The organism is Streptomyces sp. NPDC101490 (genome assembly GCF_044767145.1).
Taxonomy (GTDB): domain Bacteria; phylum Actinomycetota; class Actinomycetes; order Streptomycetales; family Streptomycetaceae; genus Streptomyces.
Map to the genome: position 1 here is coordinate 84,734 of NZ_JBIWNI010000010.1, position 15,100 is coordinate 99,833.

Here is a 15,100-nt window from a genome sequence, read left to right on the forward strand (position 1 = left end):
CAGTTCCGTCGTCGACCCTCGGCCACCGACTTCCGCTCCTCGGCCACCGGGCCTGAGCCCTCGGTCACCGGCTCTCGGCCACCCGGCAGGGCCGGCCGCCGCCGACCCTGGCCCATGCGGCGCTCCGGCCCCGGCCCCGGCTGCTGGTCCCGGCCACCCCCGGCTCCCGGCCCACCGGTCCCACCCGTCACAGGTCTCACCCACCACCGGTCCCACCCGTCACAGGTCCCACCCACCACCGGTCTCACCCGTCACAGGTCCCACTCGCCGCCGGTCCGGCCCGCTGCCCGGTGGACAGCCGGAGCCGTCCTGGCGGAGGCAGGACCCGTGCGGCATTCGCTGACCCGTGCGGCACCCGCCCCGCGTTCAGGTGGCTCCCGCGTGCGGGGGCCGCGCGGCAGCCCGCCCGCCCCCGCACGCGGGCTTCCCCCGGTACCGGAGCCGTGTGAGCATGAGCCATGACCGAGCCCGCGCCGCAGCCCCGCGTTCCCGGACCCGCCGCCTCCCGCTCCTACGACGCCGTGATCGTCGGCGGCGGCCACAACGGGCTGGTCGCCGCCGCCTATCTGGCGCGCGCCGGGCGGAGCGTGCTCGTGCTCGAACGGCTCGGCGCCACGGGCGGCGCCGCCGTCTCCACCCGTCCCTTCACCGGGGTGGACGCCCGTCTCTCCCGGTACTCGTACCTCGTCTCGCTCCTCCCGGAGAAGATCGTGCGCGAGCTGGGACTGCGCTTCGCCGTCCGCAAGCGGTCCGTCTCCTCGTACACCCCCAGAGGTGACGGAGGGCTCCTCGTCGGCGGCGGGCCCGAGCGGACCCGGGCGTCCTTCGCCGCGCTCACCGGTTCCGACCGCGAGTACGAGGCCTGGCGCGACTTCTACGGCCGGACCGGCCGCGCCGCGCGCCGGATCTTCCCCACCCTCACCAAGCCGCTGCCCACCCGCGAAGAACTGCGCGCCCGCGTGGACGACGCCGAGACCTGGCGGACGCTCTTCGAGGAGCCCCTGGGCCTCGCCGTCGAGCGGACGTTCGCCGACGACCTCGTGCGCGGAGTCGTCCTCACGGACGGCCTCATCGGCACCTTCGCCGACGCCCACGACCCCGCGCTCCCGCAGAACCGCTGCTTCCTCTACCACGTGATCGGCGGCGGCACCGGCGACTGGGACGTGCCCGTCGGAGGCATGGGCGCCCTCACCGACGCCCTCGCCGATGCGGCCCGCGCCGCCGGGGCCCGGCTCCGTACCGGCCACGAGGTCACCGGGATCGAGACCGACGGTCGCCGCGCCGAGGTCCGCTACCGCACCGCCGAGGGCGAGGGCACCGTCGAGGCGGGGCACGTCCTCGTCAACGCCTCCCCGAGCGACCTCGCCGCCCTCCTCGGCGAGACGCCCCCGCCCGCCCCCGAGGGTGCCCAGCTCAAGGTCAACATGGTGCTGACCCGGCTGCCCCAACTCCGCGACCGCTCCGTGGACCCGCACGAGGCCTTCGCGGGCACCTTCCACATCGCCGAGGGGTACGGGCAACTGGCCACCGCCCACGCCGAGGCGGCGGCGGGCCGCCCGCCGTCCGCACCGCCCTCCGAGATCTACTGCCACTCACTGACGGACCCCGGCATCCTCGGCCCCGGACTCGCCGCCACGGGCCACCACACCCTCACCCTGTTCGGCCTGCACACCCCCGCCCGCCTGTTCGCCGCCGACAACGACGGCACCCGCGCCGCACTCCTCGCCGCCACCCTCGAACAGCTCGACGCCCACCTGGACGAGCCGATCGCGGACTGCCTCGCCCTCGACGCGGACGGCAGACCCTGCGTCGAGGCGAAGACCCCGCTCGACCTGGCCCGCGAGCTGCGCCTGCCGGGCGGGCACATCTTCCACCGCGACCTGTCCTTCCCGTACGCGGAGGAGGGCGGGGGCCGCTGGGGAGTGGGGACCGGGCACGCCAACGTGCTGCTGTGCGGCGCGGGCGCCGTCCGGGGCGGGGGAGTCAGCGGCATCCCCGGCCACAACGCGGCGATGGCCGTCCTCGGACGCTGACGGGTCCACGCGCGCGCCGCCAAGGGTTCCCTCGTGCGGCCGGGGTCCCCGCGTACCGACCGGGTCCCGAGCACCGGCTGGTCGCGCGTACCGACCGGGTCCGCGCGACGGATCTCCGGACGCCCGCCCGGTGCTCCCCGTGCGGACGCGTTGACGTCGCCGTGCCCCCACCGGCGGTGTGAAGCTGATCTGCGAGCGCGCTTAAGAAAACCTCGATGGACCGCGAGCGCTTCGTACGGAAGATTTCCTTCCAGGGATCTTGGGCGCCGAGTCGTGCCCGCAAGCCCACATCACAGGACACGCACGTCGGGAGCCATTGCATTGAAGGCGCTGGTCAAGCTGAAGGCGGAGCCGGGACTCTGGCTCACGGACGTGCCCGAGCCGGAGACCGGCCCCGGGGACGTACTGATCAAGGTCAAGCGGACCGGTATCTGCGGGACCGACCTGCACATCCGCTCCTGGGACGGCTGGGCGCAGAAGACCATCGCCACGCCGATGACCGTGGGCCACGAGTTCGTCGGCGAGGTCGCCTCCGTCGGCCGTGACGTCACCGACATCGCCGTCGGCGACCTGGTCAGCGGCGAGGGCCACCTCGTCTGCGGCAAGTGCCGCAACTGTCTCGCCGGACGCCGCCACCTCTGCCGCGCCACCATCGGCCTCGGGGTCGGATGCGACGGAGCGTTCGCCGAGTACGTGGTCCTGCCCGCGTCCAACGTGTGGGTGCACCGCGTCCCCGTGGACCTGGACGTCGCCGCCATCTTCGACCCGTTCGGCAACGCCGTGCACACGGCCCTCTCCTTCCCGCTCGTCGGCGAGGACGTCCTCGTCACCGGCGCGGGCCCGATCGGCATCATGGCCGCCGCCGTCGCCAAGCACGCGGGCGCCCGCCACGTCGTCATCACCGACGTCAGTGAGGAGCGCCTCGCCCTGGCCCGCAAGACCGGCGTCACCCTCGCCCTCAACGTCGCCGAGCAGACCATCGCCGACGGCCAGCGGACCCTCGGACTCAAGGAGGGCTTCGACGTCGGCCTGGAGATGTCCGGCAACCCGCAGGCCATGCGGGACATGGTCGCCAACATGACCCACGGCGGCAAGATCGCCATGCTGGGCCTGCCCAGCGAGGACTTCGCCGTCGACTGGTCGAAGATCGTCACCTCGATGATCACGGTCAAGGGCATCTACGGCCGCGAGATGTTCGAGACCTGGTACGCGATGTCCGTGCTCCTGGAGGGCGGCCTCGACCTCGCCCCGGTGATCACCGGACGGTACGCGTACACCGACTTCGAGGCCGCGTTCGACGACGCGGCCTCCGGCAAGAGCGGCAAGATCATCCTCGACTGGACTGCGGGAGCCTGACCCATGTTCGATTCCGTACGCGACGACGTCCGCGCCACCCTCGACGAGATCCGGGCGGCCGGACTCCACAAGCCCGAGCGGGTCATCGGCACCCCCCAGTCGGCCACGGTCGAGGTCACCTCGGGCGGCCGCCCCGGCGAGGTCCTCAACTTCTGCGCCAACAACTACCTGGGCCTCGCCGACCACCCCGACGTGGTCGCCGCCGCCCACGAGGCCCTGGACCGCTGGGGCTACGGCATGGCGTCCGTCCGCTTCATCTGCGGCACGCAGGAGGTCCACAAGGAACTGGAGGCGCGCCTGTCCTCCTTCCTCGGCCAGGAGGACACGATCCTCTACTCCTCCTGCTTCGACGCCAACGGCGGTGTCTTCGAGACGCTCCTCGGCCCCGAGGACGCCGTCATCTCGGACGCCCTCAACCACGCCTCCATCATCGACGGCATCCGCCTCTCCAAGGCCCGCCGCCTCCGCTACGCCAACCGTGACATGGCCGACCTGGAGCAGCGCCTGAAGGAGGCCACCGAGGGCGGAGCCCGGCGCAAGCTCGTCGTCACCGACGGCGTCTTCTCCATGGACGGGTACGTCGCCCCGCTCGACCAGATCTGCGACCTGGCCGAGCGCTACGACGCCATGGTCATGGTCGACGACTCGCACGCCGTCGGCTTCGTCGGCCCCGGCGGTCGCGGCACCCCCGAGCTGCACGGCGTCATGGACCGCGTCGACATCATCACCGGCACCCTCGGCAAGGCCCTCGGCGGCGCCTCCGGCGGCTATGTCGCGGCCCGCGCCGAGATCGTCGCCCTGCTCCGCCAGCGCTCCCGCCCGTACCTCTTCTCGAACACCCTCGCCCCGGTGATCGCCGCCGCCTCCCTCAAGGTCCTCGACCTGCTGGAGTCCGCCGGTGACCTGCGGGACCGGCTGCGCGCCAACACCGCACTGTTCCGCACCCGGATGACGGCGGAGGGCTTCGACATCCTGCCCGGCGACCACGCCATCGCCCCCGTCATGATCGGCGACGCGTCCGAGGCCGGCCGCATGGCCGAACTGCTCCTGGAGCGCGGTGTGTACGTGATCGGCTTCTCGTACCCGGTGGTCCCGCAGGGCCAGGCCCGTATCCGCGTCCAGCTCTCCGCGGCGCACTCCACGCAGGACGTGAACCGGGTCGTGGACGCGTTCGTCGAGGCCCGCGCCGCCCTGAGCGCCTGACCGGCGAGCGCGGGCCGCGCGGCCTGCGAGACTAGGAGCATGATCGAAGCGCGGCGGTTGCACATCCTCCGTGCGGTGGCCGACCACCGCACGGTCACGGCGGCGGCCGCCGCGCTGTACCTCACGCCCTCCGCCGTCTCCCAGCAGCTGGCCGCCCTGGAGCAGGAGACCGGCCACCGGCTCGTGGACCGCAGTGCCCGGGGCGCCCGGCTCACCCCGGCGGGCGAGATCCTGCTCAGCCACGCCAACGCCGTCCTCGCCCAGCTGGAGCGCGCCGAGTCCGAGCTGGCCGCGTACGGCTCCGGCGAGGCGGGCACGGTCACGGTCGCCGCCTTCGCCACCGGCATCGGCCTGGTCGTCGCCCCCGCGCTCACGGCCCTGGCCCGTACGGCGCCCGGCATCCGGGTCAGGGTGCGGGACGCCGAGGGCGACGAGAGCCTGCTCATGGTCCTCGACCGGCAGGTGGACGTCGCCGTCGCCGTCGAGTACCGGGGCGCGCCCGGCGAGGACGACGCACGCCTCACCCGCGTCCCGCTCTACGCGGAGCCCTTCGACGTGGTCCTGCCCCCCGGCCACCCGCTCGCCGGGAACGAGCGGATCGCGCTGGGCGACCTCGCCAAGGACACCTGGATCGGGCAGTCCACCGGCAACCCTTGCCATGACGTGACCGTCCTGGCCTGCGAATACGCCGGGTTCGCGCCCCGTTTCGCCCATGTCTCCGACGACTTCAGGGCCGTCGTGGCCCTTGCCTCGGCCGCCGCCGGGGTCGCCCTCGTACCGCGCTCGGCACTGCGCGGGGCGGACCTCGGCGGGGTCGAGGTCCGGCCCGTGGACGGCGTCGCGCCGACCCGCAGGGTCTTCGCCGCGGTACGCCGGGGAGCCGAGGAACACCCCCTGATCAGCCCGCTCCTCCTGGAACTCCGCACCGCCGCCGAACCGGAACGCGCGGACGCGCGGGCCTGAGGACGATGGACCGCCCGGGCCCGAGGGCGATGGACCGCCCGGGCCAGCGGGGGGCGTGGGCGAGGCTCCGGCCGGGGGAGGGCGGACGCGAAGGGTTGGAACGGACCGCGCGGACGCGTCGGCGGGCGGGCCCGACGCCGGGGGAGAGGCGCCGAGATCCTTCCGCCGGGGCCCGCCCGGCCCGGCTGCGGACCGGGGCTCACTCGGCTCGGAGTCCGGACGACCCGGCCCCGGGGCCCGTACATCCCGCCCTCATTGGGACCGTCCCTTCCCCGTCGGGACCTCCCCGTCTCAGTCCGCCGACCGCCTCCACCCCGCCGCCCCGATCCGGGTCCCGTCCAGGGGCCGCGTCTCGTCGAAGAGGGGACGGCCCGCCGCGTCCAGGACCCGCATCCCGGTCACGTACACCCCCCGGCCGACGTACCGCTCGTCCGTCGTGTACCGCCAGCGCAGCCGTACGGTGCCGGTGGCCCGGCCGGGCAGTTCGGCCGTCAGCCGGTGCCAGACCCGGCCCGACCAGCCTTCGACGGCTCCGGACGGGTGCCTGCCCGGAGGGCCTTCGACCGCTCCGGACGGGGGCCGGACCCGGCCCGGCCGATCCTCGACCGCTCCGGAGGGACGGCGGTCCCGGGCCGACCCGGTGCGGAAGGTCGTGAACGGCACCGGCTCCCAGGCGCCCGTTCCGCCCGCCGTGCCGCTCTCCGCGCGGGCCTCCAGGAAGGCGCGGCCGGTGCCGGGCACGGTGTCCCACCACAGCGCGCACTCGAAGCGCGCCGCGCCCCCCACCGGGGGCAGGACGAGAGTCCCCGTCGCGCCGGGCGCCATACCGGAGAACCAGGCGGTACGGCCCCGGGGCGGCCGGACGGGAACGGCCCTGGCCAGCCGGTTCGCGGCGGCGGCGCGGGGCGCGGAGCCGGAGCGCCAGGAGCGGACCGGGTGCACCGAGTTGCCGAGGACGACGAGGAAGCTGTCCGTCGTCGGGTCCAGGACGAGACTGGTGCCGGTGAAGCCGGTGTGCCCGGCCGTCCGGGGCGTCGCCAGGGCGCCCATGTACCAGCGCTGGTCCAGTTCGAAGCCCAGTCCGTGCCCGTCCCCGGGGAAGCCCGTGTTGAAGTCGGTGAACAGCAGGTCGACCGAGGCGGGGGAGAGGACGCGGGTCCGGCCGTACGCACCGCCGTTGAGCAGGGTGCGGGCCAGCACGGCCAGGTCCCAGGCGCGGGAGAAGACTCCGGCGTGGCCCGCGACCCCGCCCAGGGCGTGGGCGTTCTCGTCGTGGACCGTGCCGCGCACCATGCCCCGGTCGAGCCCCGACCACGGCGGCCGGGCGTCCTCGGTGGCGGCGATGCCCTGGCGCCACGAGAGCGGTGGAGCGAACCGAGTGCGGTGCATCCCGAGTGGAGCAGTGATCTCGTCGTGGAGCAGGACATCCAGACCGAGACCGGTGATCTCCTCCAGGACCAGTTGGAGCGCGATCAGATTCAGGTCGGAGTAGAGATACGCGGAGCCGGGCGGGTGCAGCGGCTCCTCCTCCCGGAGCCGTCGGCGCCGGCCCTCCCGCGTCGGCTCCTCGTACAGCGGGATCCAGGACCGCAGCCCGGACGTGTGGGTCAGCAGCTGCCGGACCGTCACCTCCCGCTTCCCGCCGCCGCCGAACTCCGGCAGGTACGCCGCCACCCGCGCGTCCAGGACCAGCCTCCCGCGCTCGATCTGCTGCACGGCGAGGAGCGAGGTGAAGAGCTTGGAGACCGATGCCAGGTCGAAGACGGTGTTCCTCGTCATGGGCACCCGCCGTCCGGGCGGCAGCTCCACCCCGCTGTCCGTCGTGTCGTCGTACGCCGCGTACCGCACGGCCGAACCGATCGCCCGGTGCAGGGCGACCGTCCCGCCGCGCCCGGCGAGCAGCACGGCGCCCGCGTACCAGGGACGGACGGGGGAGGGGCCGAGGAAGGACTCGGCCTCCGCGACCAGCCGTTCGAGGGGGCCGGGGAGCAGCCCGGCCCGCCGGGCCGACCCGCGCCGCAACGTGGTCCGGCGCACCGGGCCCGCTCCCGTACCGTTCGTCACCACCACACCTCCCCGGAAGCCGCGCCGCGTCCGGCCCCCGCCCACCCTCTCGTACGGCCGTCGTCGGCAGAACCGCGACAGGCGAGACGGCGACCGGACAAAGAATCTGACGCTGCATCAGAAAAGCCCTTCCCTCCGTCGTGCCGCTGCGGCATCCTGCCGCCCATGGAGACGGAGCTGAGTCGCACACTGGGGATCGAGCACGCCATCTTCGGCTTCACGCCCTTCCCCGCGGTGGCCGCCGCGCTCACCAGAGCGGGCGGCCTCGGAGTCCTCGGAGCGGTCCGCTACACCGCCCCCGACGACCTCGCGCGTGACCTCGACTGGATGCAGGAACACACCGACGGCCTGCCCTACGGCCTCGACGTCGTGATGCCCGCGAAGAAGGTCGAAGGGGTCACCGAGGCCGAGGTCGAGGCGATGATCCCGGAGGAGCACCGGGCGTTCGTCCGGGCCACCCTCGCCAAGCACGGGGTGCCCGGACTCCCCGAGGGCGAGGCCTCCGGCTGGCGCATCACCGGCTGGATGGAGCAGGTCGCCCGCGGCCAGCTCGACGTGGCCTTCGACTACCCGATCAAACTCCTCGCCAACGCCCTCGGCTCCCCGCCCCCCGACGTCGTCGCCCGCGCCCACGACCACGGCGTCCTCGTCGCCGCCCTCGCCGGAAGCGCCCGGCACGCCCGGCGCCACGCCGAGGCGGGCATCGACATCGTCGTCGCCCAGGGGTACGAGGCCGGGGGGCACACCGGGGAGATCGCCTCCATGGTCCTCACCCCCGAAGTGGTCGACGCCGTGTCCCCGCTGCCGGTCCTCGCCGCGGGCGGCATCGGCAGCGGGGAGCAGATCGCCGCCGGACTCGCCCTGGGCGCGCAGGGCGTGTGGCTCGGCTCGGTCTGGCTCACCACCACCGAGGCGGAGCTGCACTCCCGCGCCCTCACCGCCAAACTCCTCGCGGCGGGCTCGGGCGACACCGTCCGCTCCCGCGCGCTGACCGGGAAGCCCGCCCGGCAGCTCCGCACCGAGTGGACCGACGCCTGGGACGACCCGGCCGGGCCCGGCCCCCTGCCGATGCCGCTCCAGGGACTCCTGGTCGCCGAGGCGGTCTCCCGCATCCAGCGCCACGAGGTCGAGCCCCTGCTGGGCACTCCCGTCGGGCAGATCGTCGGCCGGATGAACTCCGAGCGCAGCGTCCAGCAGGTCGTCGACGACCTGACCCGGGGCTTCGAGAAGGCAGTGGACCGCATCAACCGGATCGCCGGACGGAGCGTGTCATGAGCGGACGACGGGACGAGGCGGCGGAGACCGGTGCCGACGCAGGCTCCGCTACCGGGCCGGGCGGGGACAGCGGCTTCGGCAAGGGCACGGCCCCGGGCACCGCCACCAGCACTGGATCCGGCACCGGCACCGGTGGCCCCGGCGCCCGGGCGGCCGGGCAGTCGCCGCCCGGCTTCTGGGCGCAGGCCGCCGCCGACCCCGGCCGCACGGTCCTGGTCGCCCCCGACGGCGAGGAGTGGAGCGCGGGCCGGCTGCACGCGGCGGCGAACCGGCTCGTCCACGGGCTGCGCGCCGCCGGGCTCGAACGCGGCGACGCCTTCGCCGTCGTCCTCCCCAACGGCCCCGAGTTCTTCACCGCCCATCTCGCCGCCACCCAGGCCGGGTTCTACCTCGTCCCCGTCAACCACCATTTCGTCGGCACCGAGATCGCGTGGATCGTCGCCGACTCCGGCGCCAAGGTCCTGCTCGCCCACGAACGGTTCGCCGAAGCGGTGACCCTGGCCGCCGAAGGGGCGGGCCTCGCCGCCACCCACCGGTACGCCGTCGGTACGGTCCCGGGCTTCCGCCCGTACGCCGAGCTGCTCGCGGACCAGGACGACACCGCACCCGCGGACCGGACCCTCGGCTGGGTCATGAACTACACCTCGGGCACCACCGGAAGGCCCCGGGGCATCCGGCGTCCGCTGCCCGGGAAGCTCCCCGAGGAGACCCACCTCGGGGGCTTCCTCGGCATCTTCGGCATCCGCCCGGCCGACGGCAACACCCATCTGGTCTGCTCGCCGCTCTACCACACGGCCGTCCTCCAGTTCGCCGCCGCGGCCCTCCACATCGGCCACCCGCTGGTCCTGATGGACCGGTGGACGCCCGAGGAGATGCTCCGGCTGATCGACCGGCACGGCTGCACCCACACCCATATGGTCCCCACCCAGTTCCACCGGCTGCTCTCCCTCCCCGAGGAGGTGCGGGAGCGGTACGACGTCTCCTCGATGCGCCACGCCATCCACGGCGCCGCGCCGTGCCCCGAGCACGTCAAGCGGGCGATGATCGACTGGTGGGGCCGGTGCGTCGAGGAGTACTACGCGGCCAGCGAGGGCGGCGGAGCCTTCGCCACCGCCGAGGAGTGGCTGAAGAGGCCGGGCACGGTCGGCCGCGCCTGGCCGATCAGCGAACTCGCGGTCTTCGACGACGACGGCGTCCGGCTGGGTCCCGGTGAACTCGGCACCGTCTACCTGAGGATGAGCACCGGTGGCTTCCAGTACCACAAGGACGAGGCCAAGACCGCGAAGAACCGCATCGGGGACTTCTTCACCGTCGGCGACCTGGGCCTCCTCGACGAGGACGGCTACCTCTTCCTCCGTGACCGCAAGATCGACATGATCATCTCCGGTGGGGTGAACATCTACCCCGCCGAGATCGAGGCGGCGCTGCTCGCCCACCCGGCGGTCGCGGACGCCGCCGCCTTCGGCATCCCGGACGCCGACTGGGGCGAGGAGGTCAAGGCGGTCGTGGAGGCGGCCGAGGGGCACGCGCCCGGACCGGGACTCGCCGCGGAGATCCTGGCGCACTGCGCGGACCGGCTCGCCGGGTTCAAGCGTCCGAAGTCGGTCGACTTCGTCGAGGTCATGCCCCGCGACCCCAACGGCAAGCTGTACAAGCGGCGTCTGCGCGAGCCCTACTGGGAGGGACACGAACGGCCTCTATGATGCCTGCCGGTTCCCCCGGATTCCCCCGTGTGCCCGGTTCCAGGTGCGGCTGGAGCCGGGCACACCGCTGTCTTCGGGTAGGATCACCCCGTAGATCTCTTTGCTTTGAAAGCAAATTCAATGGGGAGGGGCCGGAATGCCGACCGCGCACCGGGAAGACGGGACCGATGACCGGCCGGAAGCCGGTGAGACCGAGGACGAACCGGAGCACGAACCCGAGGGTCCCGACGGACCCGAGGACGAGAACGGGCCCCAGGTCGACGAGGCCGTCCGGACGTTGCTGCTGCTCATGCCCCGTATGGTCGGGCGCATCCGGCGGATGAGCGTCCCCGACGAGCTCCAGTCGCTCACGCTCGCGCCGCGCCACCTCTCCCTCCTCGCCTACCTCCTGTTCGACGGGCCGCTGAGCGTGAACGAGCTCGCCGCCCGTCTGGAGGTGGCCCCCACCACGGTGAGCCTGATGGTGGGCGACCTGGTGAAGAAGGACGTGCTGGAGCGGGTCGAGGACCCCGTCGACCGGCGGCGGAAGATCCTTTCCATCGCCGAGGCGCACCGCGTCGAGATCGACGGCTGGCTCGGCCGCAGCGCCGCCGCCTGGCGCGCCGCCCTCGCCCCGCTGAACGCGTCCGAACGGCGCGTGTTCGTCGAGACCCTCACCGCGTACGAACGCGGCCTCAGCGGCCCCATGGATTGACCGAATCGGGCGAAAGCCCCCTTTGTGGCAGGATGCGGATCATGAGTTCGAGTACGAAATCGATCGCGAAACAGTGGACGACCTGGGCACCGGTGATCGCGGCGCTCGACCTCACCGTGGCCTGGGGCCGCGACCTGCAGGGCGTCGCCGTCGCACTCATCGCGCTCTGTCTCATCGCCGCCGTCCTCGCGGCGGTCCACCACGCCGAGGTCGTCGCCCACCGGGTCGGCGAACCCTACGGCTCACTGGTCCTCGCCGTGGCCGTCACCATCATCGAGGTCGGACTCATCGTCACCCTGATGGCGGGAGGCGGCGAAGGGACCTCCGCCTACGCCAGGGACACCGTCTTCGCGGCGGTGATGATCACCTGCAACGGCATCGTCGGCCTCTCCCTGCTCGTCGGAGCGCTCCGCAACCGCGTCGCCGTCTTCAACGCCGAGGGGTCGGGCGGCGCGCTCGCCATCGTCTGCACCCTCGCCACGATGACGCTGGTCCTGCCGACCTTCACCACCAGCCACCCGGGCCCCGAGTTCTCCACCGCCCAACTGGCCTTCGCCGCCGCCGCCTCCATCTGCCTGTACGGCCTGTTCGTCGCCGTCCAGACCGTCCGGCACCGCGACTACTTCCTCCCCGTGCCCCGGCCCGGCCAGGACTCGGCGGACGACCACGCCGACCCGCCGACCGACCGGCAGACCTGGTTCAGCCTCGGCCTGCTCCTCCTCGCGCTCGTCGCCGTCGTCGGCAACGCGAAGCTGATCTCGCCCACCATCGAGAGCGGCGTCGAGTCCGCCGGCCTGCCCAAGGCCGTCGTGGGCGTCATCATCGCCCTGATGGTGCTGCTGCCCGAGACCCTCGCCGCCGTCCGGGCGGCCCGCCGGGACCGCATGCAGACCAGCCTCAACCTCGCCTACGGCTCCGCCATCGCCAGCATCGGCCTCACCATCCCGGCCATCGCGCTCGCTTCCATCTGGCTGTCCGGACCCCTCGTGCTCGGCCTGGGCCCGATCCACATGGTCCTGCTCGCCCTCACCGGTGTGGTGAGTGCCCTGACCCTGGTGCCCGGACGGGCCACGCTCCTCCAGGGCGGCGTCCACCTCTCCATCTTCGCCGCCTTCGTGTTCCTGTCGTTCAGCCCCTGACACCGCGGGCCCGAAGGAGCTCCCGCCCCGTGGGGTGTGACCGGAGAACCATTCGGTCACACCCCACGGGGCTTCTCAGCGCTCAGCCCCTGACCACCACCACCCGCAGCGCGGGCGAGCTCAGGATGTCCTTCTCGCAGAACCGGGACGTCACCCAGCGCCCGTCCGCGTACAGCCGGGTCTGGTCGGCGTAGTGCGGCGACGCGGCGTTCGACGACTGGGAGTACGAGAGCAGGGTCCGGGCCACCGGGCACCGGCCGCCGTCCCAGCCGACCGCCTGCACATGACTGGTTCCGTGCGCCACCTCGGTGTACCCGCCGCCCGCCGCGTTCCACCCGGGCTCCGTCTTGTTCCAGACGCCCAACGACTCCGTGCCGCCGCCCACCGGGATCCGCTGCCCGTTCCGTACGACGAACTGGTGCGCGCCGAGCGGAGCGTCCAGCGCGATGCCCGCCGCGCGCAACTCCGCCACGGCGTCGCCGAGCGCCTTCGCGAAGCCCGCCGCCGCCGTGTTCACGGTGTGCGGCGTACGGACCGGATCGGTCGCCGAGAACGGCACCAGCCACTGCTGCGCCGACGGCACCGTCGCCGCGAACCTGCGCCAGAACCGGTCGAAGAGCAATGCCCCCCGGCTGTCCGTGTTCATGGTGCGGTCCCAGGCCCCGATCACCCGGCACGCCTCCGTGTCGTCCGGGAGCGCCGCGGGACAGGCACGTGCCACGTCCGCCGCCGCCAGATCGCCGATCGGCGCCCGGTTGGCGAACTGCTGCCGCTGGAGGTCGGCCACCGTCAGACCGCCGCGCGCCGCCATGGCCGCCACGTCCTCGACACCGCCCCGGGTGCGCGGCGAGCGCTGGGTCCCGACCGTCCCGAAGATCCGCTCGTAGCCGGTCAACGGCCGCTCGGCATGGGTCAGCCAGGCACTGTCGTTGGAGTTCACCAGGTACGGGGTGTCCCGGAGCACCGGCATCCGCGCCGGGCCGAACACACCCGGCTGCACCGCGTCCGGATCGGAACCGAGACCGCACTCCGCACGCGAACCGTCGAGCACCGCGACCCCCGAGGCCGGATAGGTGGCCCGGCCGAGCGGGGTCGAACACCGCGCCGCGAGGTCGTCGGTGATCCGGGGCAGCACCTGCGCCTGGGTGAACAGGGAGCGACCCGCCGAGTCCGCCGCGACCGTGTTGACCCAGGGCAGCCCTTGGGTCCTGCGCAGCACCTCCGACATGTCCCGGGTGGAACGTGCCTTCCCGAAGCCCAGCGCGGTGTCGGAGCCGCGCAGGTTCGCCGCGTTGGGATCGTTGAGCGCGTACGCCGTGGTCGTCGTCCACGGCAGCGGCAACTGCGGCCCGAGCCCGCCGACGACCGGGCCGTACCGGGTCCACCACTGGGCGCGGGAGACCGGCGCCCCGTTCCTGACGGCCACCGTCACCCGGCGCTCGGTCATCCGCTCGGGACGGCCGTCCACCAGGTACGCGGTGGGGTCGCCGGGCACGAGCGCCAACTGGTGCAGATTGAGCGGGACGCCGGTGGCGACGGTGTGGCTCCAGGCGACCCTGTCGTTGAAGCCGATGTTGACGACGGGGGTGCCGAGGAGCGAGGCACCCGAGATGTTCAGCTCGCCGGGGATGGTCTGCTGCGACTGCCAGAAGCGGCGCCCGCCCTGCCAGGGGTAGTGCGGGTTCCCCAGGAGCAGCCCGCGCCCGTTCGCCGTGGTGGCGCCCGAGAAGGCGACGGCGTTGGAGCCCATGGTGGCGTTCTCGGGGGCGAACAGGGCCCGTGCGGCCTCGGCGGCCCGCTCGGGGTCCGGCACCTCGTTCGACCCGCCCGACCCGCCCGACCCGCCCGACCCGCCCGACCCGCCCGCGCCGGGTGCCGTCCGGGCCGCCGGTGCGGTCACGGTCGTGCCCGGTGCCGTTCCGGTGCCCGGGGCGGTGGGCGGCCGGGCGGCGGTGATGCCGTCGACGGCCCGGCCCTGTCCGCCGAGGACGGAGACGGCGAAGCCCCGTCGTGCGACGTCCAGCGCGGTCACAGGACGGACCCAGTCGGCCCCCGCGCAGGCCGGGTCCGTGATCCGGTTCTTGCGCAGCCAGGCGTTGTACCCGGCGGCCCAGCCCCGCATCAACTCCTTGACGTCACGGCTCGGCCCGGCGGGCGCCGGGGTCGCGAGCAGGGCCTCGACCGTCCCCGCGTCCTTGACGCCCCGGAAGTACAGGTCGCTGGAGAGGTTCGTGGCGGCCGAGGAGAGCGAGCCGTCCGGGGCGGCCTCCGGGCCGAAGTGACGGGAACGGTCCCCGTTCACGGTGAGGAAACCGTCCGCGAGCACACAGACCTGGTCGGCCGCCTGCGCCCACCCGGTGCCGAAGCCGAGGTCGGGGTAGCTCCGGGCCACGATGTGCGGGATGCCGTACTCGGTGTACCGGATGACGGCCGACAGGCCCCGGTCGGACGGCCGGTGGTCCCGGCCCCCGGGATCGGCGACGGCGGCACCGGGAACCGTGGCCGTGACCACGGCGACGGCGGCGCAGGCGAGCGCCAGGTGTTTCAGACGGGTGCGGAGATGCAACGTGCCTCCCAACGGAAGGATGAACACTGCCGGTCGGCCCCATGCACCCAGCCCCGCACCCCCCGTGTCAACAGGACGTCCATCGCCCGAGCCACGTCGTCCGA

10 protein-coding genes are annotated in these 15,100 nt (G+C 73.5%); 8 read left to right on the forward strand and 2 right to left on the reverse strand.

The window, feature by feature from the left end; genetic code table 11:
• Window positions 1–458 precede the first annotated feature (458 nt).
• From ACIRQY_RS20145 to ACIRQY_RS20160, 4 genes are all read left to right on the forward strand, one after another.
• Window positions 459–2,033 carry a phytoene desaturase family protein gene (locus ACIRQY_RS20145; protein WP_403927484.1) on the forward strand — a complete coding sequence of 525 codons (1,575 nt, stop codon included), beginning with the start codon at window positions 459–461 and terminating at the stop codon, window positions 2,031–2,033.
• 321 nt (window positions 2,034–2,354) lie between these two features.
• Entirely contained in the window at window positions 2,355–3,389 is a 1,035-nt protein-coding gene (gene tdh, locus ACIRQY_RS20150; protein WP_403927487.1) for an L-threonine 3-dehydrogenase, read from the forward strand.
• 3 nt (window positions 3,390–3,392) lie between these two features.
• The gene (locus ACIRQY_RS20155) at window positions 3,393–4,592 is read left to right on the forward strand and encodes a glycine C-acetyltransferase (RefSeq protein WP_403927490.1); all 1,200 of its coding nucleotides are present in this window, start codon (window positions 3,393–3,395) and stop codon (window positions 4,590–4,592) included.
• Between the two features lie 39 nt (window positions 4,593–4,631).
• The gene (locus ACIRQY_RS20160; RefSeq protein WP_403927492.1) at window positions 4,632–5,555 is read left to right on the forward strand and encodes a LysR family transcriptional regulator; all 924 of its coding nucleotides are present in this window, start codon (window positions 4,632–4,634) and stop codon (window positions 5,553–5,555) included.
• 291 nt (window positions 5,556–5,846) lie between these two features.
• On the opposite strand, the gene ACIRQY_RS20165 is transcribed toward ACIRQY_RS20160, so the two are convergent.
• Complete coding sequence (locus ACIRQY_RS20165) at window positions 5,847–7,619, reverse strand: serine hydrolase domain-containing protein (protein ID WP_403927495.1); 1,773 nt, start codon at window positions 7,617–7,619, stop codon at window positions 5,847–5,849.
• 165 nt (window positions 7,620–7,784) lie between these two features.
• Between ACIRQY_RS20165 and ACIRQY_RS20170 the strand changes: the two genes are divergently transcribed.
• The 4 genes from ACIRQY_RS20170 to ACIRQY_RS20185 all read left to right on the forward strand — a co-directional run bounded on the left by ACIRQY_RS20170 (window position 7,785) and on the right by ACIRQY_RS20185 (window position 12,430).
• Window positions 7,785–8,894 (forward strand): NAD(P)H-dependent flavin oxidoreductase, encoded by a 1,110-nt coding sequence (locus ACIRQY_RS20170; RefSeq protein ID WP_403927498.1) that lies wholly within the window; start codon window positions 7,785–7,787, stop codon window positions 8,892–8,894.
• Window positions 8,891–10,597, forward strand: coding sequence for an acyl-CoA synthetase (locus tag ACIRQY_RS20175; RefSeq protein WP_403927501.1), 1,707 nt, complete (start codon window positions 8,891–8,893; stop codon window positions 10,595–10,597). The genes ACIRQY_RS20170 and ACIRQY_RS20175 overlap by 4 nt, the downstream gene beginning before the upstream one ends.
• A 289-nt stretch (window positions 10,598–10,886) precedes the next feature.
• Window positions 10,887–11,291: a MarR family winged helix-turn-helix transcriptional regulator gene (locus ACIRQY_RS20180; protein ID WP_351790437.1), complete on the forward strand. Its 405-nt coding sequence runs from the start codon at window positions 10,887–10,889 to the stop codon at window positions 11,289–11,291.
• Window positions 11,292–11,332: 41 nt separating this feature from the next.
• On the forward strand, window positions 11,333–12,430 hold the full coding sequence (locus ACIRQY_RS20185; protein WP_351790423.1) for an ionic transporter y4hA: 1,098 nt from the start codon (window positions 11,333–11,335) through the stop codon (window positions 12,428–12,430).
• An 82-nt stretch (window positions 12,431–12,512) separates the two neighbouring features.
• Here ACIRQY_RS20185 and ACIRQY_RS20190 read toward each other — a convergent pair whose 3' ends face one another.
• The gene (locus ACIRQY_RS20190) at window positions 12,513–14,996 is read right to left on the reverse strand and encodes a penicillin acylase family protein (RefSeq protein WP_403927504.1); all 2,484 of its coding nucleotides are present in this window, start codon (window positions 14,994–14,996) and stop codon (window positions 12,513–12,515) included.
• Between the last annotated feature and the right edge of the window lie 104 nt (window positions 14,997–15,100).

Bases quoted from the DNA above. Each gene is read 5' to 3' on its own strand.
- ACIRQY_RS20145 (WP_403927484.1), top strand. From the start codon at position 459: ATGACCGAGCCCGCGCCGCAGCCCCGCGTTCCCGGACCCGCCGCCTCC.
- ACIRQY_RS20155 (WP_403927490.1), top strand. From the start codon at position 3,393: ATGTTCGATTCCGTACGCGACGACGTCCGCGCCACCCTCGACGAGATC.
- ACIRQY_RS20160 (WP_403927492.1), top strand. From the start codon at position 4,632: ATGATCGAAGCGCGGCGGTTGCACATCCTCCGTGCGGTGGCCGACCAC.
- ACIRQY_RS20170 (WP_403927498.1), top strand. From the start codon at position 7,785: ATGGAGACGGAGCTGAGTCGCACACTGGGGATCGAGCACGCCATCTTC.
- ACIRQY_RS20175 (WP_403927501.1), top strand. From the start codon at position 8,891: ATGAGCGGACGACGGGACGAGGCGGCGGAGACCGGTGCCGACGCAGGC.
- ACIRQY_RS20180 (WP_351790437.1), top strand. From the start codon at position 10,887: ATGCCCCGTATGGTCGGGCGCATCCGGCGGATGAGCGTCCCCGACGAG.
- ACIRQY_RS20185 (WP_351790423.1), top strand. From the start codon at position 11,333: ATGAGTTCGAGTACGAAATCGATCGCGAAACAGTGGACGACCTGGGCA.